The sequence below is a fragment of the Sorangium aterium genome, from assembly GCF_028368935.1.
Classification (GTDB): domain Bacteria; phylum Myxococcota_A; class Polyangia; order Polyangiales; family Polyangiaceae; genus Sorangium; species Sorangium atrum.
Genome location: NZ_JAQNDK010000003.1, coordinates 1 through 26,617, shown reverse-complemented (window position 1 = coordinate 26,617; position 26,617 = coordinate 1). Strand labels below are relative to the sequence as shown.

Below are 26,617 nucleotides of genomic sequence, written 5' to 3'. Positions count from 1 at the left end.
TTTTTGCAGCACCCGTCGCCGCCGATAGGGCACCGACATGGCACCGACACGCGCCCCGAGGAGCAGGCCTGGCGCGCGCGGGCATGGCCCGCATGCATGGCGCGCGCGCCATGCCCGCGCGCCGAGCGGCCTAGTGCGCTCGTCCGCCCCTGCGGTCACGCGCGAGGCGGCCGGCGTCGAGCCCCGCGCCGCTTCAGGAGAAGAGCACGACGCTGCGGATCGACTCGCCTTCGTGCATGAGGTCGAAGGAGTGGTTGATGTCGTCGAGCGGCATCGTGTGGGTGATGAGCTCATCGATCTTGATCTTGCCCTCCATGTACCAGTCGACGATCTTGGGAACGTCGGTGCGCCCCTTGGCGCCGCCGAACGCGGTGCCCTTCCAGACCCGCCCGGTGACGAGCTGGAAGGGGCGCGTGGCGATCTCCTCGCCGGCCCCCGCGACGCCGATGATGATGCTCGTCCCCCAGCCCTTGTGGCAGCACTCGAGCGCCTGGCGCATCACCTTGACGTTGCCGATGCACTCGAAGCTGAAATCGGCGCCGCCCCGGGTCAGATCGACGAGGTAGGGCACGAGATCCCCCGCCACCTCGTTCGGGTTGACGAAGTGGGTCATGCCGAACCTCTCGGCCAGCTCGCGGCGCTTCGGGTTGATGTCGACGCCGACGATGATGTCGGCGCCGGCCATCCGGGCTCCCTGGATCACGTTCAGCCCGATGCCGCCGAGGCCGAAGACCACCACGTTGTCTCCAGGCCTCACCTGCGCGGTGTTGATGACGGCGCCGATACCCGTCGTCACGCCGCAGCCGATATAACAGACCTTGTCGAACGGCGCGTCCTCGCGGATCTTGGCGACGGCGATCTCGGGGAGGACGGTGAAGCTCGAGAAGGTCGACGTGCCCATGTAATGGTGAATCCGCTCCTTGCCGATCGAGAACCGGCTCGTCCCGTCCGGCATGAGCCCGCGCCCCTGCGTGGCGCGGATGGCCTGGCACAGGTTGGTCTTTCCGCTCGTGCAATAAGAGCACTGCCGGCACTCGGGCGTGTAGAGGGGAATCACGTGATCGCCCTTCTTGAGGCTCTTCACGGACGGCCCGACGTCGACGACCACGCCAGCGCCTTCGTGGCCGAGGATCGCGGGGAAGAGGCCCTCCGGATCCTTGCCTGAGAGCGTGTAAGCGTCGGTGTGACAGACGCCGGTCGCCTTGATCTCGACGAGGACCTCGCCCTCGCGAGGGCCCTCTACCTGAACGTCCTCGACCGTCAGCTTCTCGCCGGCCTTGTGGGCCACGGCTGCGCGCGCTTTCATGATCGGTGGTTCTCCTCCCGCAAGCGGGGCGTTCGGGGCCGAGCGGCGCCCGAGCCCCTCCAATAGCCGGGCGGGGAAGCAGGTTTCAAGGGGGGACCCCGCTGGCGACGCCCCGCGCCGCCCGCCGTCCAGCCTGCCCGCATCTCGCCGCCCGGCCTGCCCGCATCTCGCGGCCCGCTCGCTGCCCGCGCCGCCACCCGAGGATGGCGTTCGCGTGACAGCACGCGTACGATCACCCCGCTGTCCTTATGAACGCACTCCGTTGCCCACCCGGTCTCCGCGCGCTCATCGCAACAGCCGCGCTGGTCCTCGTCGCCTGCTCCGGCGTGAGCTCGCCTGCTGGCGGGGCGTCCGGCAAGGGCGCTGGCGGCGCGGGCGGCGGCGGTGGCGAGGGCGCCCCCTCCGACGGTGGCCACGGAGGACAGGGAGGCGGTCCGGGCGACGCCATGGAGTGTGTCGACGAGTGCCCCGCTGAGAGCGCGGGTATCACGATCGGCTGCAAGAAGCGCTTCATGTTCGGAATGAACTATGCGTGGCACAACTTCGCCGGCGACTTCGGCGGCATCGCCGCGTGGGGCAAGCACGGCGTCGCGGCCGAGGCGGAGACGCACGCGAAGAACCTCGCCGACATCCGTGCTCACGGGGCGAGCGTCGTGCGGTGGTGGATGCTGCCGGAGATCCGGGGCGAGAGCGTCGTCTTCGACACGAGCGAGAACCCGACAGGCCTCGGCGGGACGACGCGGCGCGACGTCCAGAAGGCGCTAGAGCTCGCCGAGCAGGCGGACGTCAACCTGGTGTTCTGCCTGTTCTCCTTCGACAACTTCCACCCGACCCGGCTCGACGCCGACGTGAAGACCGTCGGTATCACCTCCATCGTGAAGGACGCGAAGCGGCGCGCGAAGCTGATCGACAAGGTCGTCCGCCCGATCGCCAAGGCCGTGGCGCAGAGCCCCTACCAGCGCCGGATGGTCGCGTGGGACGTGATCAACGAGCCCGAGCTGGCCATGACCGGATCGAGCCCGGACGACGGCCCTCGCTACGAACCCGACCCCCAGGTGGAGCCGATCGAGCACGCGCAGATGGCGGCCTTCCTCGGCGACACCATCCGGGCGCTGCGCGCGGAGAGCACGGCGCTCATCACGATCGGCTCGGCGTCGATGAAGTGGGCGCGATCCTGGCGAGACACGGACGTCGATTTCTACACCTTTCATATCAACGACCGGGTCAACCTGTACTGGCCCTACAACCAGTCGCCCAAGGACTACGGCGTCACCGACAAGCCCGTCATCATGGGAGATTTCCCCATCGCCGGCCTGGCCACGGCCGCTTTGCCGACCCTCCTGGAGAGCTGGTACAGCCACGGATATGCGGGCGCGATCAGCTGGGCCTACAGCGACGCGACCACGACCGAGCTCGACGCGATCAAGGCCTTCTCCGACGCGAAGGGCTGCGACGTGAAGTACTGAGAGCCCCGCTCAAGACAGCCAGTAGTCGACGAGGGACGCGCCCGTCACGTCGTGGGCGACCCCGGCCGCGATCGCCCACTGGGCCAGCGCGCGGCCCAGCGCCGCCATGGTAGGGAAGCGCCCTTCGGGGTCCTTGGCCAGGCCGCGCTCGATGATCTCCCAGAGCCGCGGGTGCAGATCGAGGGCCTCCGGGCGGGGCGGGGCGGCGCGCAGCACGTCGTGCACGATGGAGATGCTGCTCGGGCCGCCGAACGGGCGGCGGCTGCTCACGAGCTCGTAGAGCACGACGCACGCGCTCCACACGTCGCCGCGCGCGTCCGACTCCTGCCCGCCGCGGACCTGCTCGGGCGCCATGTAGGCCGGGCTCCCGACCAGCGTCTCGCCCCGCTCGTCGCCCGCCGCGCGCACCGCCGTGGAGGCGATCCCGAAGTCGATCAGCTTGGGGACGGTGCGGCGGCCCTCGCGCACGAGGACGATGTTCGCCGGCTTCACGTCCCGGTGCACGACCCCCGCGCCGTGCGCCGCGCCGAGCGCGCCGATCACGGGAAGGAGCAGCTGGACCGCGGAGATCGGCGACATCGCGCCCGACTCGGCGAGCACCTGGGCGAGCGACCGGCCCTGGAGGAGCTCCATCACGGCGAACGGCTCTCCCTCCTCCGTGAAGCAGAGATCGAAGATCCGCACCGCGGCGCGGTGCGACACCCGCGCCGTCGCCTGCGCCTCCCGGGTCAGCCGCGAGGCGGCCTCCGGGACGGCGCAGTCGCGACGGATGAGCTTGAGCGCGACATCGAGGCTCAGGGCGAGATTCCGCGCCTTCCACACGGCGCCCATGCTGCCCTCTCCAAGGAGCTCCATGAGGCGATAGCGCCCCCCGAGGACGTCGCCTGGGGCGTAGCGCCGCAGCGCGGCGGAGCGCGGGTCGATCGCGGGGACCGCCCGGGCGGCAGCCGTGGGCGAGCCGGCAAGGCCGGTCCGCAGCGTGGCGGGCGGTACGCTCGCCGGGGTGGCCGGAGCGTCGCTCGGCGCCTCCAGCGGCGCGACGTCCCCGCCGTGACGGAAGGCCGAGCCAGACGGCCGCGACAGGCGGCCCGACGTCCGGAGGTCGACAGGCTCGAACGGAGGGCGGTGAGACGAAGGCCAGCGCGGAGACCGCGGCGAGCGGTACGCACGCTGAGAGGCTCGGCCCCCACTCGGAGGGCGGGATCGATTCGACGCGGGATCCATCGAGGCGCCATGTGGCGTCGTGGAGCTGTCAGTTCGGTGGCTGTCCATGTCCTTTGCTCACGGGTATTGCAAGGAGCAGGCCGCTTAAAATCGCCGCAGATCCGCCCCTTTCCCGCTCGCCGTGACGCCGAGATTGCGGTGTGGAGGCCTCAGATCGGCGCCCGCCGCCCTCGGCTCGCCCGGGGGCCGCGCGCCGTCCGCTGCGACCGGCGCGCGGCGCCTCGTCCGCCGGCGCGGTCCCGGGACGAGCGCGCGGCCGATCCGTCGGCGCAACGGTCGTCGCACGACGCATTCCCTGCGCGCAACACCGGCGCTCTACGGGTACATCGACGGCGGATGTCGGTCCGGATCGCGTCGTGGCCAGCGAGGCACCACGGGGGCGCGCCGGGGTCGCCGCGGAGCGGACGCTGGGGTTCGGGGCGGAGCCCCGAGGAGACGAACCCAGGGCCGCCCGCGCGAAGCCGCCGCGAAGCGCGCAGCAGTCCGGCCATCCCCGGCCGGACTGCTGGCGGGCGGAGCTAGCGGGCCGAGCCGGGCACGACGCGCCCCTTGAACGCGATCGGCACCTCGAGGGCCCTGGCCGCCTCGACGAGCAGCGCGTGCTCGCTCTCGTGGATCACGCCGTCGGCGGCCACGAGGCGGACGGCCAGCTCGATCGCGGCCTCGCGCATCCGCACGTCGGGCAGGCGGGCGCGCAGCGCGGCGAAGCGGCCGCTCCTGCCCTCGTCGCGCACCGAGCGCTCGATGATGGAGATGAGCGACTCGACGAGGTCGGCCCCGACGCGCCCCTCGCTCATGGCCGCCACGTGCCGCGCGAGCTCGGCGCGCTCGGCCTCGTTGATGGATCCGTCAGCGTATGCGGCGAGGAACATGATCTCGACCATCGCCTCGAGCCTGCTGATCTCGAGGTGACGAAACGAAAGCTGCGTTTCTTCCATCATGAGGTGCTCAGGATAGCGTATCACGGCCGCGCTTGACACAGCCCCTGGGCCCGCCCGGTAACGGCGCTCGCCGCGCGGTAACGGCGCTCGCCGCGCGGCAACGGCGCTCGCCGCGCGGCAACGGCGCTCGCCGCGCGGCAACGGCCTCCGGCAGCGCGCGGCGAAAGTTCTCGTCGAGCGCGACGCCGGTCGGTGCTCAACTCTCCCCACCATGAGCACCACCACCCCGACCGACCTCTTCCTGTCGCTGACTCCGCACAAGGTGATCGAGGCCGTCGAGGCCGCGGGCGTCCCCTGCAACCGCGTCTGCTACCCGCTGAACTCGTTCGAGAACCGCGTCTACGAGGTCGAGCGCGAGGATCGCACCCGCGTCATCGCCAAGTTCTACCGGCCGGGGCGCTGGACGCGGGAGCAGATCCTCGAGGAGCACCGGTTCCTTGCGGAGCTCGCGGACGCCGAGATCCCCGTCTGCCCGACGCGCCCGTTCCCCGACGGCGAGACGCTCAAGCAGATCGACCACATCCCGTACTGCCTCTTCGAGCGCATGGGCGGCCGCGCCCCCGACGAGCTCGGCGACGAGCTGTTCGTGCGCCTCGGCAGGCTCGCCGCCCGCATCCACAACGTGGGCGCCGCCAGCGCCGCCGAGCACCGCGTCCGGCTCTCCGCCGACACCTACGCGCGCGAGGACCTCGGCTGGCTCGTCGAGCGCAAGCTCATCCCCGCGGCCGTCGAGCAGCGGTACCTCGCGGCCGCGCGCGGCATCGCGGACGCGGCCGAGGAGCGCCTGCGCGGCGTCGACGTGCACCGCATCCACGGCGATCTTCACCCGGGCAACCTGCTCCTGCGCGACGGCGCGCTCCGCGTGCTCGACTTCGACGACATGGTCGTCGGCCCCGCCGTGCAGGATCTGTGGCTCCTCCTCCCCGGCCGCGACGAGGCCGCCCGGCAGCAGCGCGAGCTGTTCATCGAGGGCTACGAGGAGCTCCGCCGCTTCGACCGCTCGACCCTCGGGCTGATCGAGCCCCTCCGAGGGCTCCGCATGATCCACTACGCCGCATGGATCGCGCGGCGGTGGCACGACCCCATCTTCCCGAGGACCTTTCCGCACTTCGGCACGGAGGCGTACTGGCGCGAGGAGGCAAGCTCGCTCGAGGAGGTGCTCCAGCTGACGCGCGCCGGAGACGCGGGCCGCCCCGGCGGCGGCGCGGACGAGCCGCCGCCGAGCGGAGGCAAGTACTTCTGGGACCTCAACTGATCCCGCTGCAAGCGCCCTCCGCTGCGCGCGCGGCGCGGGCGATCAGAGGCGCTTCAGCACCAGGATCAGCCGCCACGCCGCGGCGTGCTCGAACGGCACGTCGACGTTGAAGTCGCCGAGCGTCGCCACCAGCGAGAGCTCCGGCACCCGCTCCGCGACGCGCCGCCACCCGGCGAGGTCCGGGATGTACCACGTCACCTCCTGGCGGATCGACGAGAGCTCCCTCGGCGCGCCGCCGTTGCGCCGGGCCGAGCACACCACCTCGAGCGTCACCGGCACCACGCGATCGGGCGTCGACCGCTCGATGTGGATGCGGAACCGCGCGTCGATCGACTGCTCGCCGCGCAGCTCGGTCCACTCCGTCCTGTTCACGCCGGACGGCGTGAGATCGGCGGGGTGGGTCGCCTCGATGACGTGGACGCCGCCCGGCAAGAGCAGCGAGGCGGCGAGCCGGAGGTGGCGCTCGAGCGCCGCCGGCGTGGCCAGCTGGTGGATCGCCGAGAGCGGCACGAACGAGAGATCGACCGGCGCGACGTCCGGGCGCTCGTCGAGCTCCGCGCACGAGAAGCGGATGCCCGCCCCGGCGCCGCGGGCGAACGCGGCGCGCTCCGCATAGGCGATCATCGCCGCCGAGCCGTCCGCGCCGGCGCAGCCGACGCCGAGCTCGGCGAACGCCTCCAGGTGCCGCGCGGGCCCGCAGGCCCACGAGAGGACGCGCTGCACCGGGCGGCCGCCGAAGCGGCGCGCGCACGCGAGCAGGAAGTCGCGCTCCGCGGCGTAGTCGCGGTAGCCGAACGCCGCGTCGTAGAGCGCAGGCTCGCCCGGCGGCCGCGTATCGCTGCGCGCGGGCGCCTCGCCGCGCGCGGTCGCCTCGCCGCGCGCCGGTGCCTCGCCGCGCGCGGACGTCTCGCCGGCCGAGGGCGCCGCCGAGGCGACCCGCCTCGTGTAGATGATGAGATCGTCGCCCGGCGCGTAGAAGTCGGCGAGGACAGCGGACCGCGTGAACTGCACCGCGTCGTAGAAGCGCACCGCCGCGCCGTGCCCCTCCCGGCTGCCCGTCTCCACGCGCACGAGGCCGCCGCCCTCGCGCGCGATCTCGCTCTCCATCGTGGACACCAGCCCCCGCGCCACCCCCGACCGGGCGAAATCGGGCGAGGTCGCGATCCAGTACAGGTCGTACGTGGACTGCGTCATCGGCGTGCGGCCGTAGCAGAGGTACCCGAGGAGCCGCGGCGCCCCGTCTCCGCCCGGGGCGCCCTGGAAGCTCAGCACGAACCGGTAGCCATAGCCGTCCGTCGAGGGCTGGCCGAGCGTCACGTCGACGAGCTCCAGCGCCACCGCGCGCTCGTCGTCGGTGAACGCCGGGACCGACTCGAGCAGCGCCGCGATGAGCGGCCGATCTTCCGCGCGGAGGCCGCGCTGGGTGATCACGGCGCCTCGGGCGCGGCGGCGAGGGCGCCGCGGGCAGCGGAGCGCGCCGCGGCGCGGCCGCGCGCCGGCGCGCGGCCGCGCGCGTGAAGCAGATCCTCGTGGCGCGCGCCGCGGGCGAGCGCCGCGCGGAGGATCTCCCAGATGACGTCGGCGTACGACAGGCCGGCGCGCGCCGCCGCCCGCGCGAAGCCGGCGTCCGGCGAGAGATCGCAGTTCGGGTTGACGTCGATGACGTACGGCGTGCCGCGCTCGTCGAGCCGCACGTCGACGCGGCCGTAGTCGCGCAGCCCGAGCACCTCGAACGCGCGGCGGCCCACGGCGACGACCCGGCGCAGATCGAGCGGCCGCAGCACCGCCGCAGAGGAGGGCGTCCCGATCGACGCGGCGGTCTCCGGGCGCCACTTCGACTCGTACGTGATCACGTGCGGGTGCCCCTCGGGCAGGCCCTGGAAGGTGACCTCGCCGGGCGGCAGCACGCGCGGCGTCGGCCACCCGAGCAGCGAGACCGAGATCTCCCGCCCGTGCACGTAACTCTGCACCACCACCGGCTGGCGGCACTGCGCGACGACCGAGGCGACCTGGTCGCGGAGCGCCCTGCGATCGTGCACGACCGAGCCCCGATCGATCCCCATCGAGCCGTCCTCGCGCTCCGGCTTGACGATGACCGGGAACGCGACCTCCGGGATGCGATCCGGGCCTTCGACCCGCACCGTCGCCGGCACGCGCACGCCGGCGCGCGCGAGGATCCGGTTCGCCTCGGCCTTGTGCAGGCAGCTCCGGAGCGCGACGTGATCGCTGCCCGTGAAGCCGAGATCGAGCCCCGCGAGCAGCCACGCGCACATGACCTCGTGGCGGCTGTCGCCGTCGAGCGCCTCGCACAGGTTGAAGATCACGTCCGGGCGATGGTCGCCGATGGCCGCGAGCACCTCGCTCGGCCGGAGCACAGGCCGGTGCGCCACGCGCACGCCCGGAGCCGCGGCGAGGGTCGCGAGCACGCTCTCGGCGACCACCGCGCTGCCGTCCTCGCGACCGAGCCGGAGCCGCCCGCTCCCAACCCGCTGCGCGAGTGGCGGCTCATCGACGGCTTCCTCCGGATCTCTGTTGGACAGGATCAGTATCCGAGGCTCAGGCACCGCACGCCTCCGAGCCTACGCGGAGCAGGAGAGCCCGCGACGGCCGCGCCGAGCTCTGGGAGCGGCCGGAGAGAGGCCTGACCATCGGCGAACGCGGAAGGGGTGCCCTGTCGAGAGACACGCGAACGAAACGGAATCCATGCATGCAAGTGGCCACACTTCACCAGCTTGCCCGGCAATCGCAAGGGGAGATTTGCCATCTCCGGACGGAAAAGAAGGCGCGACGCGCCGCGGCTCAATGCCCCCGCGCCGGGTTCGGATCCGGCGCGCGCAGCCGTGAAGCGAGCTTTCCGAGCACAACGTATCTCGGACAACAGGCGCTTCACACGCCAGCCACACGCGCGGGAGCGTCGGAAGCGTCGGAAGCGTCGGAGACGAGAGGAGACGGCTGGGCTGCTAGGGAGAGTTGGGTCGAGTCCGGCGGCGAGAGGGAGAGCGCCGGACGCGCTCGCGGCGAGCGGGGGCGGCCTGTCGCCGAGGACGCCTGAAAAGGACTTCCCTTCCCGGCGTCCTCGAGCCTCCGCCGGTCAGGCGGCCTGGCCTTCGGGGCGCGGCCTGCGATCGGCCGGGAAACAGGCGTGGATCTCATCCATGCCGAGCGTCTCCTTCTCGAGGAGCGCCTTGACGAGCGCCTCGATCTCGCCTCGCCGGGACCTCACGATCTCGATGGCGCGCGAGAGCTGCGCTTCCGTGAGCGCCCGCGCCGTCTCGTCGACCCGGTCGAGCAGCGCCGGGCTCCGCGAGGGGTGCCCGTCGCCGACGCAGATGGGGCCGAGGTGGCTCATGCCGAGCTCCGCGACCATCTTCCAGGCGATCGTCGAGGCGCGCTGGATGTCGTCCGAGGCGCCCGCCGTCATCGTCCCGAGGATCACCATCTCGGCGGCGCGGCCGCCCATCAGCATGCAGATCTGATCCTCGAGGTACTCTTTCCGGTACATCAGCCGATCCTTCTCGGGCAGCGCCTGGGTCACGCCGAGCGCGCGGCCCCGCGGCAGGATCGACACCTTGTGCACGGGATCGCAGCTCGGTGCGAGGAGCCCGACCGCGACGTGCCCGGCCTCGTGGACGGCGGTCGCATAGCGCTCGTCCTCGTCGACGAGCACCCCCTTGCGCTCGAGCCCCATGAGCACCCGGTCGCGCGCGCGGTCGATGTGCGTCGGGTCGACCGCGTCGGCGCCCTCGCGGGCCGCGAGGATGGCCGCCTCGTTCAGGAGGTTGGCCAGGTCGGCGCCCGAGAAGCCCGGCGTGCCGCGGGCGATGTAGCCGAGGTCGACCTCGCCCTGGAGCGGGATCGGCCCGGCGTGGACGTTGAGGATCTCCTCGCGGCCGCGCACGTCGGGGAGCGGCACGGTGACCTTGCGGTCGAAGCGCCCTGGCCGGAGCAGCGCCGGGTCGAGCATGTCGACGCGGTTGGTCGACGCGATCACCACGATGCCGGTCTCGTGGTCGAACCCGTCCATCTCGACGAGCAGCTGGTTCAGCGTCTGGTCGTGCTCCGCGGAGGCGGAGTCGCCGTGCCCCTTCGCGCGGGCCCGCCCCACGGCGTCGATCTCGTCGATGAAGACGATGCACGGCGCGGATTTGCGCGCCTCGGCGAAGAGCGCGCGGACACGGGAGGCGCCCACGCCGACGAACATCTCCTGGAAGCTCGACCCCGACGCCGAGAGGAACCGCACGCCCGCCTCGCACGCGACGGCGCGCGCGAGCAGCGTCTTTCCGGTCCCGGGCTCGCCCGTCAGCAGCACGCCGCGCGGCGGGCGGCCGCCGAGGCGCGCGAAGCGATCGGGGCTCTTCAGGAACTCGACCGTCTCGGCGAGCTCCTGCTTGACCTCGTGCATCCCCGCGACGTCGGCGAAGCGCACGGCCGCCCGCGCGGCGCCGGCCTTGACGTCGGAGAAGACCTTCGGGCTGCGCCGCCGGCTCACCGTGAAGAGCGCGAAGCCGACCGCGGCCAGCACGACCACCGGGAGCACCGCCGACGCGGCGCGCGACGGATCCTCCCGGGAGGCGAAGTCGACAGAGGCGCCGGCGCCAGCGAACCGGGAGACCAGCTCCTGCCGGAGCGTCGGCTCATCGACGACGGCCGTCACCGCGGCGCCGCCCGCCTGACGCACGAGGAAGCGATCCCCCGTCACCTCGACCGCGGTCGCCTGCCCTGCCTGCGCGATCTGGAGGAGCTCGGTGTACGTCGCCGTACGTTGCGCGGACGACTCGCGCGCCGCGCGCAGCGCGAGCCCGAGCGTGACCGCAAGCACCACCCCCATGAACCCAAGCACCCAAAGCCGGCGCCCCGCGGGCCCCAGCCGCTTACTCACCTGCAAGAACCAGGAATTCACTGCTGCGCCACCTTACTGCCCCGGCGTCGGGCCGGAGCGGATCTCAGGTGTAGCAAGGATACGAACCTCAGGAAGTTCCTTCTGCAATCATTCTGACGATCTGAGCCGTAGAAACCTGCGAAAGAATGGCAGCACCGCAAAATGGACTACGGAGAACGTACAGCGGCAGGATAAACGTCTCTTCAATCCTGGGAGGACCGGGAGGACCGATTGACGAGCTCGCCTGAAAGCCCGCTTTTCGAGGTGGGGTCGCCGGTGGAGCAGGAAGCAGGAGAGAGGGGCAGAGAGGCGCTGTCTGCGCGCTACGCTCCGACGGCTCGCGCGGTATCGGGCGCGAACGGCAGCGAGAAGCGGAATGTCGTCGCGCCGCCGGGGCTGCTCTCGACGGAGATGCTGCCCCCGTGGGCCTCCACGAGGCCCTTCGTGATGTAGAGGCCGAGACCTACGCCGCGGACGCTGCGCGGAACGGCATCGGGCGCGCGCCAGAAGCGCTTGAACAGGTGCGGGAGGGACGCCTCCGGGACACCGCCGCCCCAGTTGGTCACCGCGACGTGCGCGCTGGCCGGTCCGGCGTCGACCGCGACCACGATGTCCCCCTCCGGCCGACCGTACTTGGCCGCGTTGGAGAGCAGGTTGGTGACGATCTGCTCGAGCCGCCCTGGGTCCGCCAAAACGGCGGGCACCTCGCCCTGCACCGCCAGGCGCACGGCGTGGCCCGCGGTCACATCGGCCGATTTCTCGAGGATCTCGCCGAGCTGCGCGCGGAGATCGACCGGCGAACGATCCAGCGTGAGCTGCCGCGCCTCGATCCGCGAGGCATCGAGGAGATCGTCGATCATGCGGCGCAGCCGCTCGATGGACGAGGTGATCCTGTCGAGCTGCTTCCGGCAGTCCGCGACGGGCCGCTCGCCGGCCGCGCGACCCAGGAGCTGGCTCGCGGTCGCGATCACCTGGATGGGCTGGCGGAGATCGTGAGCGATGACGCCGATCCACTCCTGGCGCTGCCGCTCTATCTCCTTGAGCACCGAGATGTCCTGGAAGACCGCGACGGCGCCCTGGAGCTCGCCGTCGTCCGAGCGCACCGGCGCGGCGTTGACCAGCACCGGGACGAAGCCCGCGTCGTCGCGCCACAACAGTCCCTCGGCACCCGTCACGATCTGCCCGCGCTGAAGGGCCCGGGTCAGCGGGCGGTCCTCCCAGGCGACGGGCCTCCCCGCCGGCGTCCTGTGCTCGAAAAGGACCGAGTTGCCCCAGGGATCGGGGTCATCCGCGGCGCTGGACGCGTACTGGAGCGCGACCCTGTTGCACGTGATGAGCCGCCCCGTGGCGTCGACCAGGATCGCCGCTTCGGGAAGCTGCTCGACGACCGCCTCGAGCCGCTTTCGCTCGTTCGCCTCGGCCCGGCACAGCCGCGCGGTCTCGAGGACGCCGCAGGTCCGGTCGGCGAGCAGCTCCGCGACGCGCTCGTCATCCTCGGTGAACGGCGGGCCGCCGGGGCGCTTGCCGAGATACAGGTTGCCCACGCTCCGGCCGTGAAACCGGAGCGGCACGCCCAGGAACGCCTCGAGCGGATGGTGGTGCGGCGGCAGACCGATATAGGCGGGGTGCGCGTGGAGGTCGGCGAGCCGGATCGTTCGGCCCTCGCGGACCACCGCCCCGAGGACGCCCACGGGCCGCGGCGGCGCGCCGATCTGCGCGATCCGCTCCGCGGGGACGCCGCTCGGGACCCAGGCGTCGAACGGCCGCCGGCTGTCCTCTCCGATGCCGAGCGCCGCGTAGTCGGCGCCCACGATCTCCTTCGCGTGCCGCGTCAAGACCTCCAGCACGGAGCGCACCCCCGACTCGGTGCGCGGCAGGCTCGCCAGCGCCTCCGAGACCGCCGCGCTCGCCGTGCCGATGGCCTCGAGCTGCGAGCGGATGCGCCGCTCTGCCTCGTGCGCCCTCGCGACCTCGGCCTCCATCGCCTTGCGGCGCCCGATGTCGCGGCAGATCGTCGAGACGCCGGTGACGCGGCCCGACGCGTCCACGATCGACGACACGGTGACCTCGATATCGATGCTCTTGCCGCCCTTGGTCCGGCTCACGGCCTCGAAGCGCTCGACGCGCTCGCCGCGGCGCAGGCGCGCGAGGACGGCCTTCGCCTCGGCGGCGCGCTCGGGCAGGCACAGGAGGGGCAGCTTCTTCCCGATCGCCTCGCAGACGCAGTAGCCGTAAAGGCGCTCCGCCGCCGGGTTCCAGCTCAGGATGGTCCCGTCGAGGGAGGTGCCGATCACGGCGTCGTCCGAGGCCTGCGCGACGGTCGCGAGGAAGGCGCGCGCCTCCTCGGCGCGCTGCCGCGCCTCGTCGAGGAGGTTCATGCGCGCCGCGCTGACCCAGAGCATGGCCCCGAGCAGGAGCGTCGTGATGGCGGAGGCGAGCGATAACGACGCCGCGATGGGGTACGCCCCGCGATCCGCGCCGAACAGGAAGAGGCGACCGCTCACGAGCGGAACGAGGACGACGTAGGGCAGGAAGCGCCGCAGCAGGTTGCCTCCGGACCGGCTGGCCGTCAGCGTGGCGAACGCCGTGCAATCGGGCCGCGCCATGAGGAGCCCGGCGCAGAGGGCGAGGAGCGCGATCGCCGCGTGGAGCGCCATGCCCGTGAACGGAAATAGCGGCGGCAGCCCGTAGAAGTAGCCGACGCCGAACACGTAGCCGGTCAGCGCCGTCAGCGCGAGCGCCGCGGCCAGGAGCGCGCTCCATTCCGAGAACAGGCACGCTCGCCGCGTCTTCACGCGCAGCGAGAGGAGCGAAAGGCCGATCAAGACGCAGCAGAGGGCGGTGTTCGGCGGCGGCCTGCCGGGGAACTTGCTCGGGAAATCCACGCGCTCCGTGAACAGCACGCGATCGATGCCGAGATCCCAGGCGAAGATGTACTGCGCGAGGACCGCGAGGCCGAGCGCGACGACGACGGCGGCGCACGCCTGTCCCAGCCGGCGTAAAGGCGCCGGACACTCTCGCGCGCCCAGCGCCCAGAGCGACACCCCCGCAAGGACGAGGGCGACGGCGGTGTTGGGCATCAGGCGCGGCAGGCCGTCCGCGATGGCGACGAGGGCGGTCGCCCCGATCCACCAGCCGAGCAGCGTCACGCACCCAACGGCGAACGAACAGGCCGCTGCGATGACGACACCGCGCCGCGCGCTGCTCGAAGGCGCCATCGCCTCGGCGTCTCTCATCGGGTCCTCCCGACAGGAGCATAGTGTCGGGACGGCGCGGCTTCACATGCGCAATTCAAACGCGCACATTGGCCGGCGCACACGCTGTCCAACCCAGATGGATCCGGGCGCTCCAGCGCGCGCCGGCCTCATCCGCCAGGCAGGACGCAGCAGGGCGGCGCGGCTCAGATCGGCCGCGCGAGATCGAGCGGCGACGCCCTCGCGCAGATCGGGCGAGGGCGCGCGCGAGAGCTCAGCGCTTCGTCCCGAAGATCGCCGCGTCGGCGGAGAGCCTCCCTGGCCCGACGAGGAGGAGCGCGAGGGAGATGCCGAGGTAGACCGCCGCCGCCTCGTAGGAGTGTCCGCCCATCGAGACAAATGGATCGCCCTGCGACACGTGCATCGCGACCGCGACGGCCATGGTGGCGGCGATGCCCAGCGACGCGAGCGGCGTCAGGAGGCCAACGATCCAGGCAAGGCCGCCCCCGAACTCCGAGAGCGCGGCCAGCGCCTGCAAGAACCCTGGAACGGGCGCGCCGGCCGGCATCCAGCCGAAGGGGTGCTGGATCTTCCCCCAGCCGTGAAACATGAACGCGACGCCAATAACGACGCGAAGCGCGAGCAGCCCGACCGAGGCCGAGAACGGCACGTCGGTAACCCGCAGGAATCTCTTGAACATCGGGATCACTCCTCTCGGCTCGGTAGTAAGGAGGAACGCCCGGGACATCAAGCGCGCAAGAGAGGGCCGGAGCCGCCGGACCCGGAACGCCGCGCCACCGCGGCCCGGGGCGGGGCGCCGGCCCGCGCCTCACGCGCCGGTCTGGGCCTCCAGGTCGTGGCGGTGCGCGGCGGCGGCGCGCTCGTCGCGGAGGGCCTCGAGGCACCGCCGCTTGATCGCCGCGAACTCGCCGGAGCCCACGATCGCCGCGGTCCTCGGCCTCCCGAACGGCACCGCGATCTCCGCGCCGACGCGGCAGGGGCGGCGGGTCATCAGGGCGATGCGGTCGGACAGGAAGATGGCCTCGTCGATGTCGTGCGTGACGAACAGCACCGTCGTGCGGACCTGGCGGAAGACGTCGAGCAGCAGCTCCTGCATCGAGAGCCTGGTCTGGGCGTCCAGCGCGCTGAACGGCTCGTCCATCAGCACGACGCGCGGCTCCGTGATCAGCACGCGCGCGATCTCCACGCGCTGCTGCATGCCGCCGGAGAGCTGCGCCGGGTAGGCGTCCTCGAACCCCGACAGCCCGACCAGCGAGAGCAGGCGCCGGGACGCCTCCCTGCGCTCGCGCTCGGGGACGCCGCGCACCTTGAGGCCGAAGCCCACGTTGTTCAGCACCGTCTTCCAGGGAAGCAGGGAGCTCTGCTGGAAGACCATGCCGCGCGCCGGCCCCGGCCCGTCGACCCGCTCGCCGCCGACGACGATGCTGCCGCGCTCCGGCGCCACGTACCCGGCGACGGCGTTCAGGATCGTCGACTTCCCGCACCCGGACGGGCCGAGGAGGCTCACGAGCTCGCCGCCCTCGACGCGGAGGTCGAGATCCCGCACCGCCTCGACGCGGCGGGCGCCCGCCCCGAGGGCCACGGACAGGCCGCGGATCTCCACGGCGCCCCCCGGGCTCTCCCGGCGCGCCGCCGCGCGGTTCGCGTCGAGCGTCATCGGCCCTTCTCCTGGGGCTGCTGCCACGGGGTGAGCCACGCGCCGACCCGCAGGACGAGCGCGCTGCTGAGCATGCCGAGCAGGCCGATGAGCAGCATGCCGAGGACGATGTCCGGATAACGCTGCAAGTTGTACGACTCCCAGGTGAAGTAGCCGATGCCGTACTGACCCCCGATCATCTCGGCGGTCACGAGGCAGAACCAGGACGTCCCCATGCCGATGCTCATCCCCGTGACGATGCTCGGCAGCGCGCCCGGCAGGACCACCTCGAGGAACAGGCGGAGCGGGCGCGCGCCCAGGCTGCGGGAGCTCGCGATGAGCCGCGGATCGAGGGCGCCCACGCCGTGGATCGTCGCGATCAGGATCGGGAACAGCGCCCCCATGTACGTGATGAAGATCATGCTCAGCTCGGCCGACGGGAACATCAGGATCGCGAGCGGGAGCCAGGCGACGCCCGGGATGGGGCGCAGGATCTCGAGCGGCGGCAGGAGGGTGTCCTCGGCGAGCCGCGACCTGCCGATGAGGAGACCGAGCACGACCCCCGTGGCGCCCGCGGCCGCGAACCCCGCGAGGACGCGGAACACGCTGTTCCCGAGGTGCTGCCAGAGCTTCGGCGAGGCGAAGAGCTCCCGCGCCGCGGCGAGGACGTCGGTCGGCGCAGGCACGTTGAGGAACGTGACGACGCCGAGATCCGCGCGTGTCGTCGACGCCCACTGCCAGAGGCCGACGCACGCCGCCACGGACAGGGCGCGCAGGAAGGCGCGGCGGAGGTCGCGGCGCGGGCGCCCCTCGCGGCGCGCGCCGCCCGGCGCGGGGGACGCGCCCCGCCGGGCCGCGCTCGCCGGGGCGGACGCGGCCTTCGCGCTCGCCGGGGAGGGCGCGAAAGCCGCGGCGCCGCCGAGCTCCGCCCCGGCCGCCGCGCTGCGCTCGGAGATCATCGTCATGGCGCCGCCGCCGTGAGCTTCGCGCGCTCGGCCTGCAGGGTCGCGAAGTCGACGACCGCCGCGCCGTTCTCCGCGGCCCACCGCTCCGCGTCCTCCTTCGCCAGGAACGCCGACAGGCCGCCGTCCGGGCGCCTCGCGTACCACGCGCGATCGGCGAGGAGCTTCACCCCGCTCGCGCGATCGTGCACGAACACCGCGCGGATCTCCTTGCCCTCGGTCTTCAGCTGCCCCAGGGCGGCGAGCGCCGTGCCGGGGCTCGCGTACGCGCGCACCTTCGGCTCGCCCGCGACCCAGATCTGCGCGGCCAGCGTCGGCTCGGCGATCGGCTCCCCGGACAGCGCGTCCTTCCCGGACAGCGGGAGCTTCGCGTAGCTCGCGAGCCGCGCCTCGTAGTCGAGCCCGAGCTCCGCCGCCGCGCGCCGGATGTACCGGTCGTCCACGAACGTGCCGACATCGAGGGTCGTGTCCGTGCGCTTCAGCAGCGTGAGCGTGTCCACCGCCACCTGGAGGGCGCGGCGGGCCTCGGGCTTGATCGTGAAGTCCCGCGTCTGGATGCCGAGCGGGCCGTGGAACATGTAGGCGACCTCGGCGTCCACCCCGGTCACCTTCTCGATGAGCTCGCTGTATTTCTCGGGCTCCTCCGCGAACAGGCGGTCGGCCTCGAGCGCCGCCTTGAGGAAGGCCACGACGATCTCCGGGTATTTCTCCGCGTACGCCTCGCGCACCAGCACGCCGTGCACCGTCGGCACCTTCACGCTGGAGCCGTCGTAGATCTTCCTGGCGAAGCCGCGGAAGGGGAACAGCTCCGCGAACGGGACGAAATCCGCGTGCGCGTCGATCTTGTTCGCCTTGAGCGATGAGCCGCCCACCTCCGGCGACTGCGAGACGAGCGTCACGTCCTTGTCCGGATCCCAGCCGAGATCGCGGATCGCCCGGAGCAGCATGCCGTGGGCCGACGACCCGAACGGCACGGAGATCTGCTTGCCCTTGAGGTCCTTCAGGCCCTGAACCGGGGAGTCGCTCGGCACGACGATCCCGTTGCCGCTCCCCAGCGCGCTGCCGGAGAGCGTGGCGATGAAGTGGCTGCGGCTCCCCTGCTTCTGGAACGCCACGCCGTTCAGCACGCCGGGGAAGTCGGCCATCGCGCCGATATCGAGCTTCTCGGCCACCATCTCGGTCGTCAGCGGCGGCCCGGAGGTGAAGTCCTTCCACTCGATCTCGTACGTGACGTCCTTGTACTTGCCGTCCCTCGGCAGGTGCTTCTCGAGCAGCTTGAGCTCCCGGATGAGCAGCCCGCCGGTGGCGCAATTGATGGTCGTGTCCTGCGTCCCGATCGCGATCCGGATCGTCTGCTTCGCCTCCGGCTTGCACGACAGCCCGGTGAGGACCGCAGCGAGCAACGTGAGGAAGGCGAGCGTGCGAAGCGCCCTGGTCATCGGTTCAATCCCTCGCAAAGGTCTCATGTCGTCCTGTCCCCGCCCGGATGGCATCGAGCGCGCGGCCGGCCGCCTTCCGCACCTCGACGTCGGCGTCGCCGAGCAGACGGCGGAGCGGCGCCTCCGCGGCCGCCGCCTCGATCTCGCCGAGCGCCTGCGCGGCCGCCTTGCGCAGATCCGCGAGGTCGCTCCCGAGCAGCCCGACCAGATCCTCCGTGGCCGAGGCGGCCCGGAGCCGCCCGAGCGCGAGCGCCGCCTCCTTCCGGACCTGCCAGGCGCCGTCGTCGAGGGCGCTCCGGAGGTGCGGCGCCGCGAGGCCGTGCGCCGAGCGGCCGAGCACGATGGCGGCCTCGACCCGGACCCGCCAGTCCGGATCGGAGAGCAGCCCCACGAGGTCCTGGACGAGCCCCGGCGCGTCGAGTGACTCGAGCGCGCCGATCGCGACCTGCCGCACCCGCGCGTCGGGATCGCGCAGGCTCGGGCGGAGCGCCGGCGCCGACTCGGGCCGCCGCAGGTAGGCCAGGGAGAGGACCGCCTCGCGCCGCACCTCGGGATCCGGGTCGCCGAGCGCCCCTTCGAGGGGCGCGAGCGCCCGCGGGTCGCGGATCTCCCGGAGCGCAACGATCACCGAGGTGCGGACGAACGGGCTCGTGTGCCCCAGCGCCTCGATGAGGTGCGTGGCGGCGTCCGCCCCGCGGATCTCCCGGAGCGCCGTAGCGGCCGCCTCCCGCACGCGGGCGTCCTCGTCGTCGAGCGCCCCGACGACGGCGGGCACCGAGCGGGCGTCGCCGAGATCCTCGAGGTGCCCGAGCGCGAGCGCCCGCACCGTCGGATCCTCGTCGCGGACGGCCGCGATGAGGGGGTGGATGATCTCCGGATCCGAGAGATCCTCTATCTGCGTCAGCGCCAGCTGGCGCGCGCCGGGGTCGGGATCCCCGAGGATGCCCTCGAGATCCCGCGCGAGCGAAGGCTGTGTCATGTCGTCTCTGCCGTGGGGTCGTTATCGGATGAGAAAGGGGATCTTCACGGTGATGGCCTCTTTGGGGCAATCGATCTCGCACGCGAGGCAATACCAGCACTCGTCGTAGGCCATGCGGGCCTTCTTCGTCTCGGGATCGATGGCGAGGCAATCGACCGGGCACGAGTCGATGCAGATGCGGCAGCCCTTGATGCACGACGCCTCGTCGATGACGACAGGCAGATCGAGCCGCACGGCGGCCTCGGCGTGGCCCACGGACCTGGCGCTCTGCGCCTTGACGGATTCGCGGTTGAGCAGGTGACCCATCGCTTGATTGACCTCGTGTTCTCGCGTTCTCGGGCGCTCGTCAGACCGACGCGCGCGGCTCCTCGGCCGGGATGCGCAGCCGGTGGTAGGCCGTGCGCTCGCCGTCGTCGATCGGGAAGAGATAAGGTTCCACCGGCCTCTTGAAGGCGACCATCTCGCCGCGCTCGTCCTTCTTCAGGTTCACGTGCGTGAACCAGCGCTGGTCGTCCATCTCGGGGTAATCGAGCCGGTAGTGGTAGAGGCCCCACCGGCTCTCGGTGCGGTACAGCGACGCGCGCGCCGCCATCTCCGCGCAGTCGCGGATGAAATGGCACTCCATCACCCGCATGAGCTCGTGGGGGCTCTCCGCGGTGACCTCCTCGAGCTCCTCCTTCGCCCGCAGGAAGTACTCGAGCCCGAGCGTCATCTTGTTCCCCGTCTTGGGCGGCTGGAGATAATCGTTCACCAGGCGCCGCACCTTGTATTCGTACTGGTGCGGCGGCACGCCGCTTCGTCGAGAGAGCGGGGCGAGGATGCGCTCTCGCTCGGCGTCGACCGCGGCGGCGAGCGGCTCGACCGCGGGCGCGCGCTCGAGGTAATCGAGCGCGCTCTGGGCGCAGATCTTCCCGTAGGTGAGCGCGCCGAGCAGGTAGTTGTGCGGCACGCACGCCATGTCGCCGGCGGCGTAGAGCCCGGGCACCGTGGTCTCGCCCTTCTCGTTGACCCAGACGCCCGACGCGCTGTGCCCGCTGCACAGGCCGATCTCGGAGATGTGCATCTCGACGAGATCGCTCGCGTAGCTGTGCCCCCTGCCCTCGTGGAAGCGCCCGCGGCTCGGGCGCTCCGTCTGGTGCAGGACCCGCTCGACCTCGGTGATCGTCTCCGGGGCGAGGTGGGTGAGCTTCAGGTACACGGGGCCGTTCGCGGAGTGGAGCTCCCGGTAGAACTCGAGCATCATCTGCCCGCTCCAGTAATCGCTCTCGATGAAGCGGTGCCCCTTCGCGTTGACCGTGTGCCCGCCGAGCGGGCCTGTCACGTACGCGCACGCCGGACCGTTGTAGTCCTTGATGAGCGGGTTCACCTGGAAGCACTCGATGCCCGAGAGCTCGGCGCCCGCGTGGTACGCCATCGAGTAGCCGTCTCCCGCGTTCGACGGGTTCTCGTACGTCCCGTGGAGGTAGCCAGACGCCGGCAGCCCGAGCCGCCCCGAGGCGCCGCAGCACAGGATGACCGCCCTCGCCTTGATGATCTCGATATGCCCTTCCCGGGTGTCGAAGCCGATCACCCCGGCGACGTGCCCGTCGGTCACGAGGATCCGCGTCGCCATCACGCGGTTGACGACCTTCACGCCGGCGCGCTTGACCATGCGCGTCAGGATCTTCTTGAGGTCGTAGCCCTCGGGCATCGGGAGCACGTAGCTCCCGTTGTGGTGGACCTTCTTGACGTCGAAATCGCCCGATCGTGTCTTCTGGAACTTCACGCCCCAGGAGTCGAGCTCCTGGATCATCGCGAAGCTGTTCCGCGCGTATTCATAGACGGCGCGCTGGTTCACGATGCCATCGTTGGCCACCGTGATCTCCTTCACGTACTGCTCCGGCGTCGCGTGCCCTGGTATGATGGCGTTGTTGAGACCATCCATGCCTATCGCGATGGCGCCGCTCCGCTTGATATGCGCCTTCTCGAGGAGGACCACCCTCCCCCGGGGCAACCGCTGTTGCGCCTCCACCGCTGCAGTGGAGCCTGCGCTGCCGCCGCCCACGACGACGACGTCCGCCTCTGTCACGCGAATGTCCATTACAAGCCCTCAAGGTTTCAGGCGCGCGCACACGACGACCCCACCGCCTCTCGGCCCAGTGGCCAACGGCCAGCGGCCGGGGTCGGACGCCCGGCGTCTCTCATCACAGACGCGGCATCCGTTTTAACAGACGGCCTATGCTTCGGCAACAGCTTTGTTGTTGCTGGCGCAGCAGCCGCCGGGTGTCGGGCGCCGTGGGAGGGTGCCTTGCACGAGACGTCAGGGCCGGGGTCGGGCGGCGCCGCTATCGCGGATGTGCGGCGCGCGGGCGGGCTCGCTCCCGGCGGGGATCCCCGAGCCACCCAGAAAGATTCGTCTTTCCACCCTGGTTGTCTCCCCGGAGACGCGGGCGGGACGCTACCATGCGGGTCAACCCGTCGTCCTTCCATGGATCGGGGGAACCGAGCGCGGACCTTGTTCATCACCGGTCACCCGATTCACCGCGCCCGGCGCCTCCCAGCCAGGGCGCCCGCGCGCCGCTTCGCTGCATGGCCAAGCACCCGTCCCAGCTCGCCGACCTAGAGATCCAGCGCCGCCTGGGCGCTGGCGGCATGGCGGAGGTCTTCCTCGCCAAGAAGCGGGGCGCCGAGGGGACGTACAAGCTCCTCGTCGTCAAGCGCATCCTCCCCGCGCACGGGGCCTCGCGGCGCTTCCGCGCGATGTTCGTGGAGGAGGCCCACCTCGCCACGCGCCTGAACCACCCGAACATCGTCCAGGTCTACGAGTTCTCCGACCACGGCGAGGACGGGCTGCTCCTCTCGATGGAGTACGTCGAGGGCTTCGACCTCGGCAAGCTGATGCGGGCCGCCCAGCAGAAGGAGTCGCGGATCCCGCCGCTCGTGTCGGCGTTCATCGTCTCCGAGGCGGCGAAGGGGCTGCACTACGCCCACGAGCGCAAGGACGAGGGCGGCATGCCGCTCGCCATCGTCCACCGCGACGTCTCGCCGCAGAACATCCTGCTCTCGCTCGAGGGCGTCGTGAAGATCGCCGACTTCGGCATCGCCAGCGCCAACCTCTTCCGCGAGGAGACCGGCGTGCTGAAGGGCAAGTTCGGGTACATGTCGCCCGAGCAGGCGCGCGGCGAGCGCGTCGACCGGCGCAGCGACATCTACGCCCTCGGCGTCGTGCTCTACGAGATGCTCGCCATGCGCTCGCCGTACGGCAAGCTCGACGACGAGGCGCTCCTCCAGGCCGTGAAGGAGGGCCGGTTCGACCCCCCTTCGGCGCACGCGCGCGACATCCCCGCGGAGCTCGAGGCGATCGTGATGCGCGCCATGGAGCGCGAGCCCGAGGCCCGCTTCCAGACCGCGCGCGACCTGGCCGGGGCGGTCGCGCGCGCGCTGCTCGCGAGGCAGGAGCTCGTCGACAACGCCTCGGTCGAGCAGACCGTGGCCCACCTGCTCGGCCGCGACCGCGTGGAGGAGGCGCGCGAGGGCGCCGCGCGCCGCGCGGAGGGCGCGGAGGAGCAGCCCGCGGACGACGGCTCCGTGGCGCAGCCGCAGACGCTCGCGGCGGTGCCGGCCGCGCGCACGGGCGGCGACGCCGAGGGCACCGGCGCGCCGCGCGCCGTGCGCGAGGTGCGCCACGTCGCCGTGGTCACGCTGCGCATCGAGGGCGTCGACGCGCTGCTCGGGGCGCAGGGCCGGCTCGCCGGCAAGCGCAGCGGGCGCTCGATCCGGACGACCCTCGACGCGATCGCCTTCAAGCACGGGGCGATCTGGTCGTGGGAGTCGCACGCGAGCGCGCGCGCGGTGGTCGGGCTGCTCGCGAACCCCTCGCGCGCCGCGGCCGACGCCGCCTCGCTCGCGGTCGACGTGCACGAGGCGCTCGCGGGCGCGTCGGAGGACCTGCCCGTCGAGCTCCGCGCCGCGATCGGCATCGTCCGCGGCATCGCGTACGGCGAGCGCGACGAGCAGGGGCACCTCATCAACCACGCGCTCAAGGAGCCCGCGAACTTCCTCGCCGAGCGCATCGGCATCCGCACCCCGTTCGGCAAGACGTGGGTCGCGGGCGGCGTCTACCGCCTCGTCCGCCGCGACTTCCGCTGGGGCGACGCGCCCTCGCTCGACCTCGACGACGCCCGCGGCTACCCGGTCCCGCACCAGATGCGGCTCTACGCGCTGCAGCGCCCGCTCACCCGCGAGGAGCGGATGGCGGAGATCGCGCTCTCGCCGAACGACCTCGTGGGGCGCGACGCGGAGCGGGCCGATCTGCACGCGGCCTACCACCGGGCGATCTCGCCGCCCGTGAAGGGCAACGTCGAGCCGCCCGCGCGCTTCGGCGAGAGCGAGCCGCCGGGGAGCCGGCAGAGCAAGCCCCCGAGCCGGCCGAGCAGGCCCTCGAGCCCGCCGGCCGGCGCGCTCCGCGGCCAGTCCGTGGCGCGCGTCATCGTCGGCGAGATGGGCATCGGCAAGAGCGCGCTCATCTCCACGTTCCTCTCGGAGCTCCCGGGCGACGCGCGCGTGCTCCACGTCGAGTGCTCGCCCGTGAAGAGCGAGCTGCCCCTCGCCACGGTCTGCGACGTGCTCCGCGACGTCACCGGGATGGGGCTCGACCACGCGATCGACGACGCGTCCCACGTGATCCGGGCCCTGCTCGGGCCCATCGCGCGCTCGCCGCTCGGCGCGCGCATCGTCACGCGGCTCGCCGAGCTCGTCACGGGCAAGCAGCTCGAGCACCCCGAGGAGGACGCGGCCGCCTACGGCCGCGACGTGGTGGTGCGGGGCGTGAAGTACCTGCTCGGCTCGCTGGCGCGGCACCAGCCGCTCGTCGTCGTCATCGACGGCCTCCAGTGGGCCGACCGGCCGAGCCTGGAGCTCCTCTCGGAGCTCCTGAAGCAGCGCGCGGAGCGGCTCCCGGTGCTCGTGCTGCTCCTCACGCGCCCTGAGGAGCGCGTGACCCCGTTCATCGAGGGGCTCGTGCGGATCGAGCTCCGCGGCCTCAGCGCCGAGGAGCAGATGCGCCTCGTGGAGGCGCGCCTCGGCGTGCGCGACGGGGTGGCGACCGTCTGCGGCGAGCTCGTGCCGCGCGTCGCCGGCAACCCGTTCTTCCTGCTCGAGATGATCGACGCGCTCCTCGAGCGGGGCACGCTGGAGATCGTCGAGCACCCGGGCGGGCGGCACGAGCTCGTGCGCCACGACCGGACGGGGGATCGCGGCGAGCCGCTGCCCTCGACGCTGGAGCAGCTCATCGGCGACCGCCTGCGCGAGCTGCCGCCGGCGGAGCACGACGTCGTGAACTGGCTGGCGGTCGCGGGGGGGCCGCTGCTCAAGGACGACATCCTGAACCTGACGCGGCTCGCCGACGACGAGGCGGTGACGCGCCTCTGCGCCCGCGGCCTGTGCGATCGCCGCGCCGGGGCGGTCGACTTCCGGCACCCGCTCGTGCGCGACGTGGCCTACCTCGCGCTCGACGGCGCGAGCCGCGTGCGCATGCACCGGCGGCTCGGCGAGCACCTCTCGACGACGCCGCTCGCGCAGGGGCTCTCGGCAGCGATCGTGGCGCAGCACCTCGCGCGGGGCGAGGCGCCCGTGCAGGCGGCGGAGCTCTACCTGGACGCGGCGCGGGCCGCGCGCGCGGGGCACCAGGCGCAGCTGTCGCGGCGGTACTACGAGCGGGCGCTGTCGCTCCTGCCGGCCGGCGACGCCCGCGTGATGATCGCGCACGAGGCGCTGGAGGCGATCTTCCGCCACCTCGGCCGCCGCCGCGATCGGCGGCGGCACCTCGCGGCGCTGCGCCAGCTCGCGAAGGAGAGCGGCCAGGCGCGCTGGGCGGCGCTCGCGCTCGTGCGCACCGCACGGTTCGACCTCGACGACGGCTACCTCGCCCGCGGCCTGCCGGTCGCGCAGCGCGCGGCCGAGATCGCGCGCATCGCGCGCCGCCCCGCGCTCGAGGTCGAGGCGCTCACGATCCTGTCGGAGGTGCTGCGCGAGCTCGGCGACATCCAGGGCGCGATCAACGCGGCGGATCGCGCGCTCCGGGTGACGCAGGCGGGCGGGCTGACGCCGCGGGCGCGCGCGGAGGTGCTGCGCACGAAGGGGGTGCTCCTGCGCCGGGTCGGCCGCGTGCAGGAGGCGGTGGAGGCCTACGCCGAGGCGATCGCGGTGTTCCGCGCGGTGGGGGCGCGCCGCAGCGAGGCGCGCGCGAAGAACTCGCTCGCGGTGGCGATGTTCGTGCTCGAGCGGTTCGAGGACGCGATCGCGGTCGGGCTCTCGTCGATCTCCATCGATCTCGCGATTGGGACATGCCCATGACCGGCCCCGCCCCTCAGCCCTTCGGCATCACCGGCGTGGGCCGGTCGCTCGACCGCTGGAGCGCCAGCGGGATGGACTCCTGCATCCCCCGCGCGGAGAGCGACGCGATCTCCACCCAGCCCTCGCTCGCGGCCTCGAGCGCGGCGAGCAGGTCGTCGACGCGCTTGTTGATCCCGTTGTACGCGATGACCGCCGGGATCGCGGCGAACAGCCCGATCGCGGTCGCGATGAGCGCCTCGCCGATGGCGGGGGCGACCACGGGCAGCGACGCGCTCTTCTGCTGACCGATGCGGAGGAACGCATCCATGATCCCGTAGACCGTGCCGAACAGGCCGATGAACGGCGACGCCGCCGCGATCGACGAGAGCGTCGGCATGAGCGCGCTCGCCCGCTGCGTCTCGGTCACGATCGCCCGCTTCGCGATCGAGTCGAGGAGCCGGCTCGTCCCGACGCGGCGGCTGAGCTCCATCACGACGCGGGCGCCGGGCGCGTCCGCGTGCCGCTGCGCGAGCGCGAACAGCTGATCGGGCGAGTGGGCGTGCGCCGACTCCTGCTCGAACCGCGCCTGCAGAGAGGCGAGCCGCGCGAGCTGGAGGACCTTGAGGACGGCGATCACCCAGACGAGGATCGCCGCGAAGATCAGCAGCCAGACGACGAGGAAGACGGGACCGGAGGCGTGAAGGACGAGGGAGACGGGATCGAGCTTGATCGGGACCGCCGTCGCCGGCTCAGGGGCGCTTTGCAGGAAGGCCATTTCGATCTCTTCGGGTCAGGGAGTCGGCTCGTCAGGGTTCCGCGCGCGCGGCCCAGTTCAGTGGAGTTTGCGGCCACGGCCCCCTCTCTCGCCTGGAAGCGCGGCCGTGGCCCTCTTCAAGTTCGCCCAGCGCCGCGCGCGGCGCGGCGCTCAGTCCGCAAGCAGGATGTCGACCTTCCGGTCGCGTGCCCAGCCCTCTTCGTCCGTGCCGGTCGCCTCGAACTCGCC

At 72.2% G+C, this 26,617-nt stretch carries 18 protein-coding genes; 3 read left to right on the top strand and 15 right to left on the bottom strand.

From position 1 onward, the window contains the following. Window positions 1-193: 193 nt before the first annotated feature. Entirely contained in the window at window positions 194-1,306 is a 1,113-nt protein-coding gene (locus tag POL72_RS24505) for an S-(hydroxymethyl)glutathione dehydrogenase/class III alcohol dehydrogenase (RefSeq protein ID WP_272097978.1), read from the bottom strand. Between the two features lie 248 nt (window positions 1,307-1,554). On the opposite strand from POL72_RS24505, the gene POL72_RS24500 reads away from it, so the two are divergent. After that, on the top strand, window positions 1,555-2,772 hold the full coding sequence (locus POL72_RS24500; RefSeq protein WP_272097977.1) for a glycoside hydrolase 5 family protein: 1,218 nt from the start codon (window positions 1,555-1,557) through the stop codon (window positions 2,770-2,772). Between the two features lie 9 nt (window positions 2,773-2,781). Here the strand turns inward: POL72_RS24500 and POL72_RS24495 are convergent, their stop codons facing one another. After that, window positions 2,782-3,627, bottom strand: a complete 846-nt coding sequence (locus POL72_RS24495) for a serine/threonine-protein kinase (protein WP_272097976.1) — start codon at window positions 3,625-3,627, stop codon at window positions 2,782-2,784. An 887-nt stretch (window positions 3,628-4,514) separates the two neighbouring features. Further along, window positions 4,515-4,961 (bottom strand): tellurite resistance TerB family protein, encoded by a 447-nt coding sequence (locus POL72_RS24490; RefSeq protein ID WP_272097975.1) that lies wholly within the window; start codon window positions 4,959-4,961, stop codon window positions 4,515-4,517. A gap of 187 nt (window positions 4,962-5,148) precedes the next feature. Between POL72_RS24490 and POL72_RS24485 the strand changes: the two genes are divergently transcribed. Then, on the top strand, window positions 5,149-6,192 hold the full coding sequence (locus tag POL72_RS24485; RefSeq protein ID WP_272097974.1) for a serine/threonine protein kinase: 1,044 nt from the start codon (window positions 5,149-5,151) through the stop codon (window positions 6,190-6,192). Between the two features lie 42 nt (window positions 6,193-6,234). Here POL72_RS24485 and POL72_RS24480 read toward each other — a convergent pair whose 3' ends face one another. The 11 genes from POL72_RS24480 to POL72_RS24430 all read right to left on the bottom strand — a co-directional run bounded on the left by POL72_RS24480 (window position 6,235) and on the right by POL72_RS24430 (window position 21,370). Beyond that, window positions 6,235-7,623 (bottom strand): bifunctional GNAT family N-acetyltransferase/class I SAM-dependent methyltransferase, encoded by a 1,389-nt coding sequence (locus POL72_RS24480; protein WP_272097973.1) that lies wholly within the window; start codon window positions 7,621-7,623, stop codon window positions 6,235-6,237. After that, a complete protein-coding gene (locus POL72_RS24475; RefSeq protein ID WP_272097972.1) occupies window positions 7,620-8,756 on the bottom strand; it encodes a D-alanine--D-alanine ligase family protein in 1,137 nt (378 codons plus the stop codon). The genes POL72_RS24480 and POL72_RS24475 overlap by 4 nt, the downstream gene beginning before the upstream one ends. A 527-nt stretch (window positions 8,757-9,283) precedes the next feature. After that, window positions 9,284-11,020, bottom strand: coding sequence for an ATP-dependent zinc metalloprotease FtsH (ftsH, locus tag POL72_RS24470; protein WP_272097971.1), 1,737 nt, complete (start codon window positions 11,018-11,020; stop codon window positions 9,284-9,286). Window positions 11,021-11,394: 374 nt separating this feature from the next. Further along, complete coding sequence (locus POL72_RS24465) at window positions 11,395-14,307, bottom strand: PAS domain S-box protein (RefSeq protein ID WP_272097970.1); 2,913 nt, start codon at window positions 14,305-14,307, stop codon at window positions 11,395-11,397. Between the two features lie 232 nt (window positions 14,308-14,539). Further along, complete coding sequence (locus tag POL72_RS24460) at window positions 14,540-14,965, bottom strand: DoxX family protein (RefSeq protein ID WP_272097969.1); 426 nt, start codon at window positions 14,963-14,965, stop codon at window positions 14,540-14,542. A 129-nt stretch (window positions 14,966-15,094) separates the two neighbouring features. After that, entirely contained in the window at window positions 15,095-15,943 is an 849-nt protein-coding gene (locus tag POL72_RS24455) for an ABC transporter ATP-binding protein (RefSeq protein ID WP_272097968.1), read from the bottom strand. After that, on the bottom strand, window positions 15,940-16,887 hold the full coding sequence (locus POL72_RS24450; RefSeq protein WP_272097967.1) for an ABC transporter permease: 948 nt from the start codon (window positions 16,885-16,887) through the stop codon (window positions 15,940-15,942). The genes POL72_RS24455 and POL72_RS24450 overlap by 4 nt, the downstream gene beginning before the upstream one ends. Further along, window positions 16,884-18,323, bottom strand: a complete 1,440-nt coding sequence (locus tag POL72_RS24445; protein ID WP_272097966.1) for an ABC transporter substrate-binding protein — start codon at window positions 18,321-18,323, stop codon at window positions 16,884-16,886. Before POL72_RS24445 ends, POL72_RS24450 begins: the two co-directional genes overlap by 4 nt. Before the next feature lie 4 nt (window positions 18,324-18,327). Continuing rightward, entirely contained in the window at window positions 18,328-19,302 is a 975-nt protein-coding gene (locus POL72_RS24440) for a HEAT repeat domain-containing protein (RefSeq protein ID WP_272097965.1), read from the bottom strand. 21 nt (window positions 19,303-19,323) lie between these two features. Further along, the gene (locus POL72_RS24435; protein ID WP_012235387.1) at window positions 19,324-19,608 is read right to left on the bottom strand and encodes a 4Fe-4S dicluster domain-containing protein; all 285 of its coding nucleotides are present in this window, start codon (window positions 19,606-19,608) and stop codon (window positions 19,324-19,326) included. 40 nt (window positions 19,609-19,648) lie between these two features. After that, window positions 19,649-21,370, bottom strand: coding sequence for a fumarate reductase/succinate dehydrogenase flavoprotein subunit (locus POL72_RS24430; RefSeq protein WP_272097964.1), 1,722 nt, complete (start codon window positions 21,368-21,370; stop codon window positions 19,649-19,651). 500 nt (window positions 21,371-21,870) lie between these two features. Between POL72_RS24430 and POL72_RS24425 the strand changes: the two genes are divergently transcribed. Next, window positions 21,871-25,635, top strand: a complete 3,765-nt coding sequence (locus POL72_RS24425) for a serine/threonine-protein kinase (protein WP_272097963.1) — start codon at window positions 21,871-21,873, stop codon at window positions 25,633-25,635. 13 nt (window positions 25,636-25,648) lie between these two features. On the opposite strand, the gene POL72_RS24420 is transcribed toward POL72_RS24425, so the two are convergent. After that, the gene (locus tag POL72_RS24420; RefSeq protein ID WP_272097765.1) at window positions 25,649-26,389 is read right to left on the bottom strand and encodes a MotA/TolQ/ExbB proton channel family protein; all 741 of its coding nucleotides are present in this window, start codon (window positions 26,387-26,389) and stop codon (window positions 25,649-25,651) included. Between the last annotated feature and the right edge of the window lie 228 nt (window positions 26,390-26,617).

Excerpts from the sequence above, each read along its gene's own strand:
- POL72_RS24420 (WP_272097765.1), bottom strand. The coding sequence starts at position 26,389 with ATGGCCTTCCTGCAAAGCGCCCCTGAGCCGGCGACGGCGGTCCCGATC.
- POL72_RS24505 (WP_272097978.1), bottom strand. The coding sequence starts at position 1,306 with ATGAAAGCGCGCGCAGCCGTGGCCCACAAGGCCGGCGAGAAGCTGACG.
- POL72_RS24495 (WP_272097976.1), bottom strand. The coding sequence starts at position 3,627 with ATGGAGCTCCTTGGAGAGGGCAGCATGGGCGCCGTGTGGAAGGCGCGG.
- POL72_RS24465 (WP_272097970.1), bottom strand. The coding sequence starts at position 14,307 with ATGAGAGACGCCGAGGCGATGGCGCCTTCGAGCAGCGCGCGGCGCGGT.
- POL72_RS24500 (WP_272097977.1), top strand. The coding sequence starts at position 1,555 with ATGAACGCACTCCGTTGCCCACCCGGTCTCCGCGCGCTCATCGCAACA.
- POL72_RS24445 (WP_272097966.1), bottom strand. The coding sequence starts at position 18,323 with ATGACCAGGGCGCTTCGCACGCTCGCCTTCCTCACGTTGCTCGCTGCG.
- POL72_RS24485 (WP_272097974.1), top strand. The coding sequence starts at position 5,149 with ATGAGCACCACCACCCCGACCGACCTCTTCCTGTCGCTGACTCCGCAC.
- POL72_RS24450 (WP_272097967.1), bottom strand. The coding sequence starts at position 16,887 with ATGACGATGATCTCCGAGCGCAGCGCGGCGGCCGGGGCGGAGCTCGGC.
- POL72_RS24440 (WP_272097965.1), bottom strand. The coding sequence starts at position 19,302 with ATGACACAGCCTTCGCTCGCGCGGGATCTCGAGGGCATCCTCGGGGAT.
- POL72_RS24425 (WP_272097963.1), top strand. The coding sequence starts at position 21,871 with ATGGCCAAGCACCCGTCCCAGCTCGCCGACCTAGAGATCCAGCGCCGC.
- POL72_RS24460 (WP_272097969.1), bottom strand. The coding sequence starts at position 14,965 with ATGTTCAAGAGATTCCTGCGGGTTACCGACGTGCCGTTCTCGGCCTCG.
- POL72_RS24435 (WP_012235387.1), bottom strand. The coding sequence starts at position 19,608 with ATGGGTCACCTGCTCAACCGCGAATCCGTCAAGGCGCAGAGCGCCAGG.
- POL72_RS24455 (WP_272097968.1), bottom strand. The coding sequence starts at position 15,943 with ATGACGCTCGACGCGAACCGCGCGGCGGCGCGCCGGGAGAGCCCGGGG.
- ftsH (WP_272097971.1), bottom strand. The coding sequence starts at position 11,020 with ATGGGGGTGGTGCTTGCGGTCACGCTCGGGCTCGCGCTGCGCGCGGCG.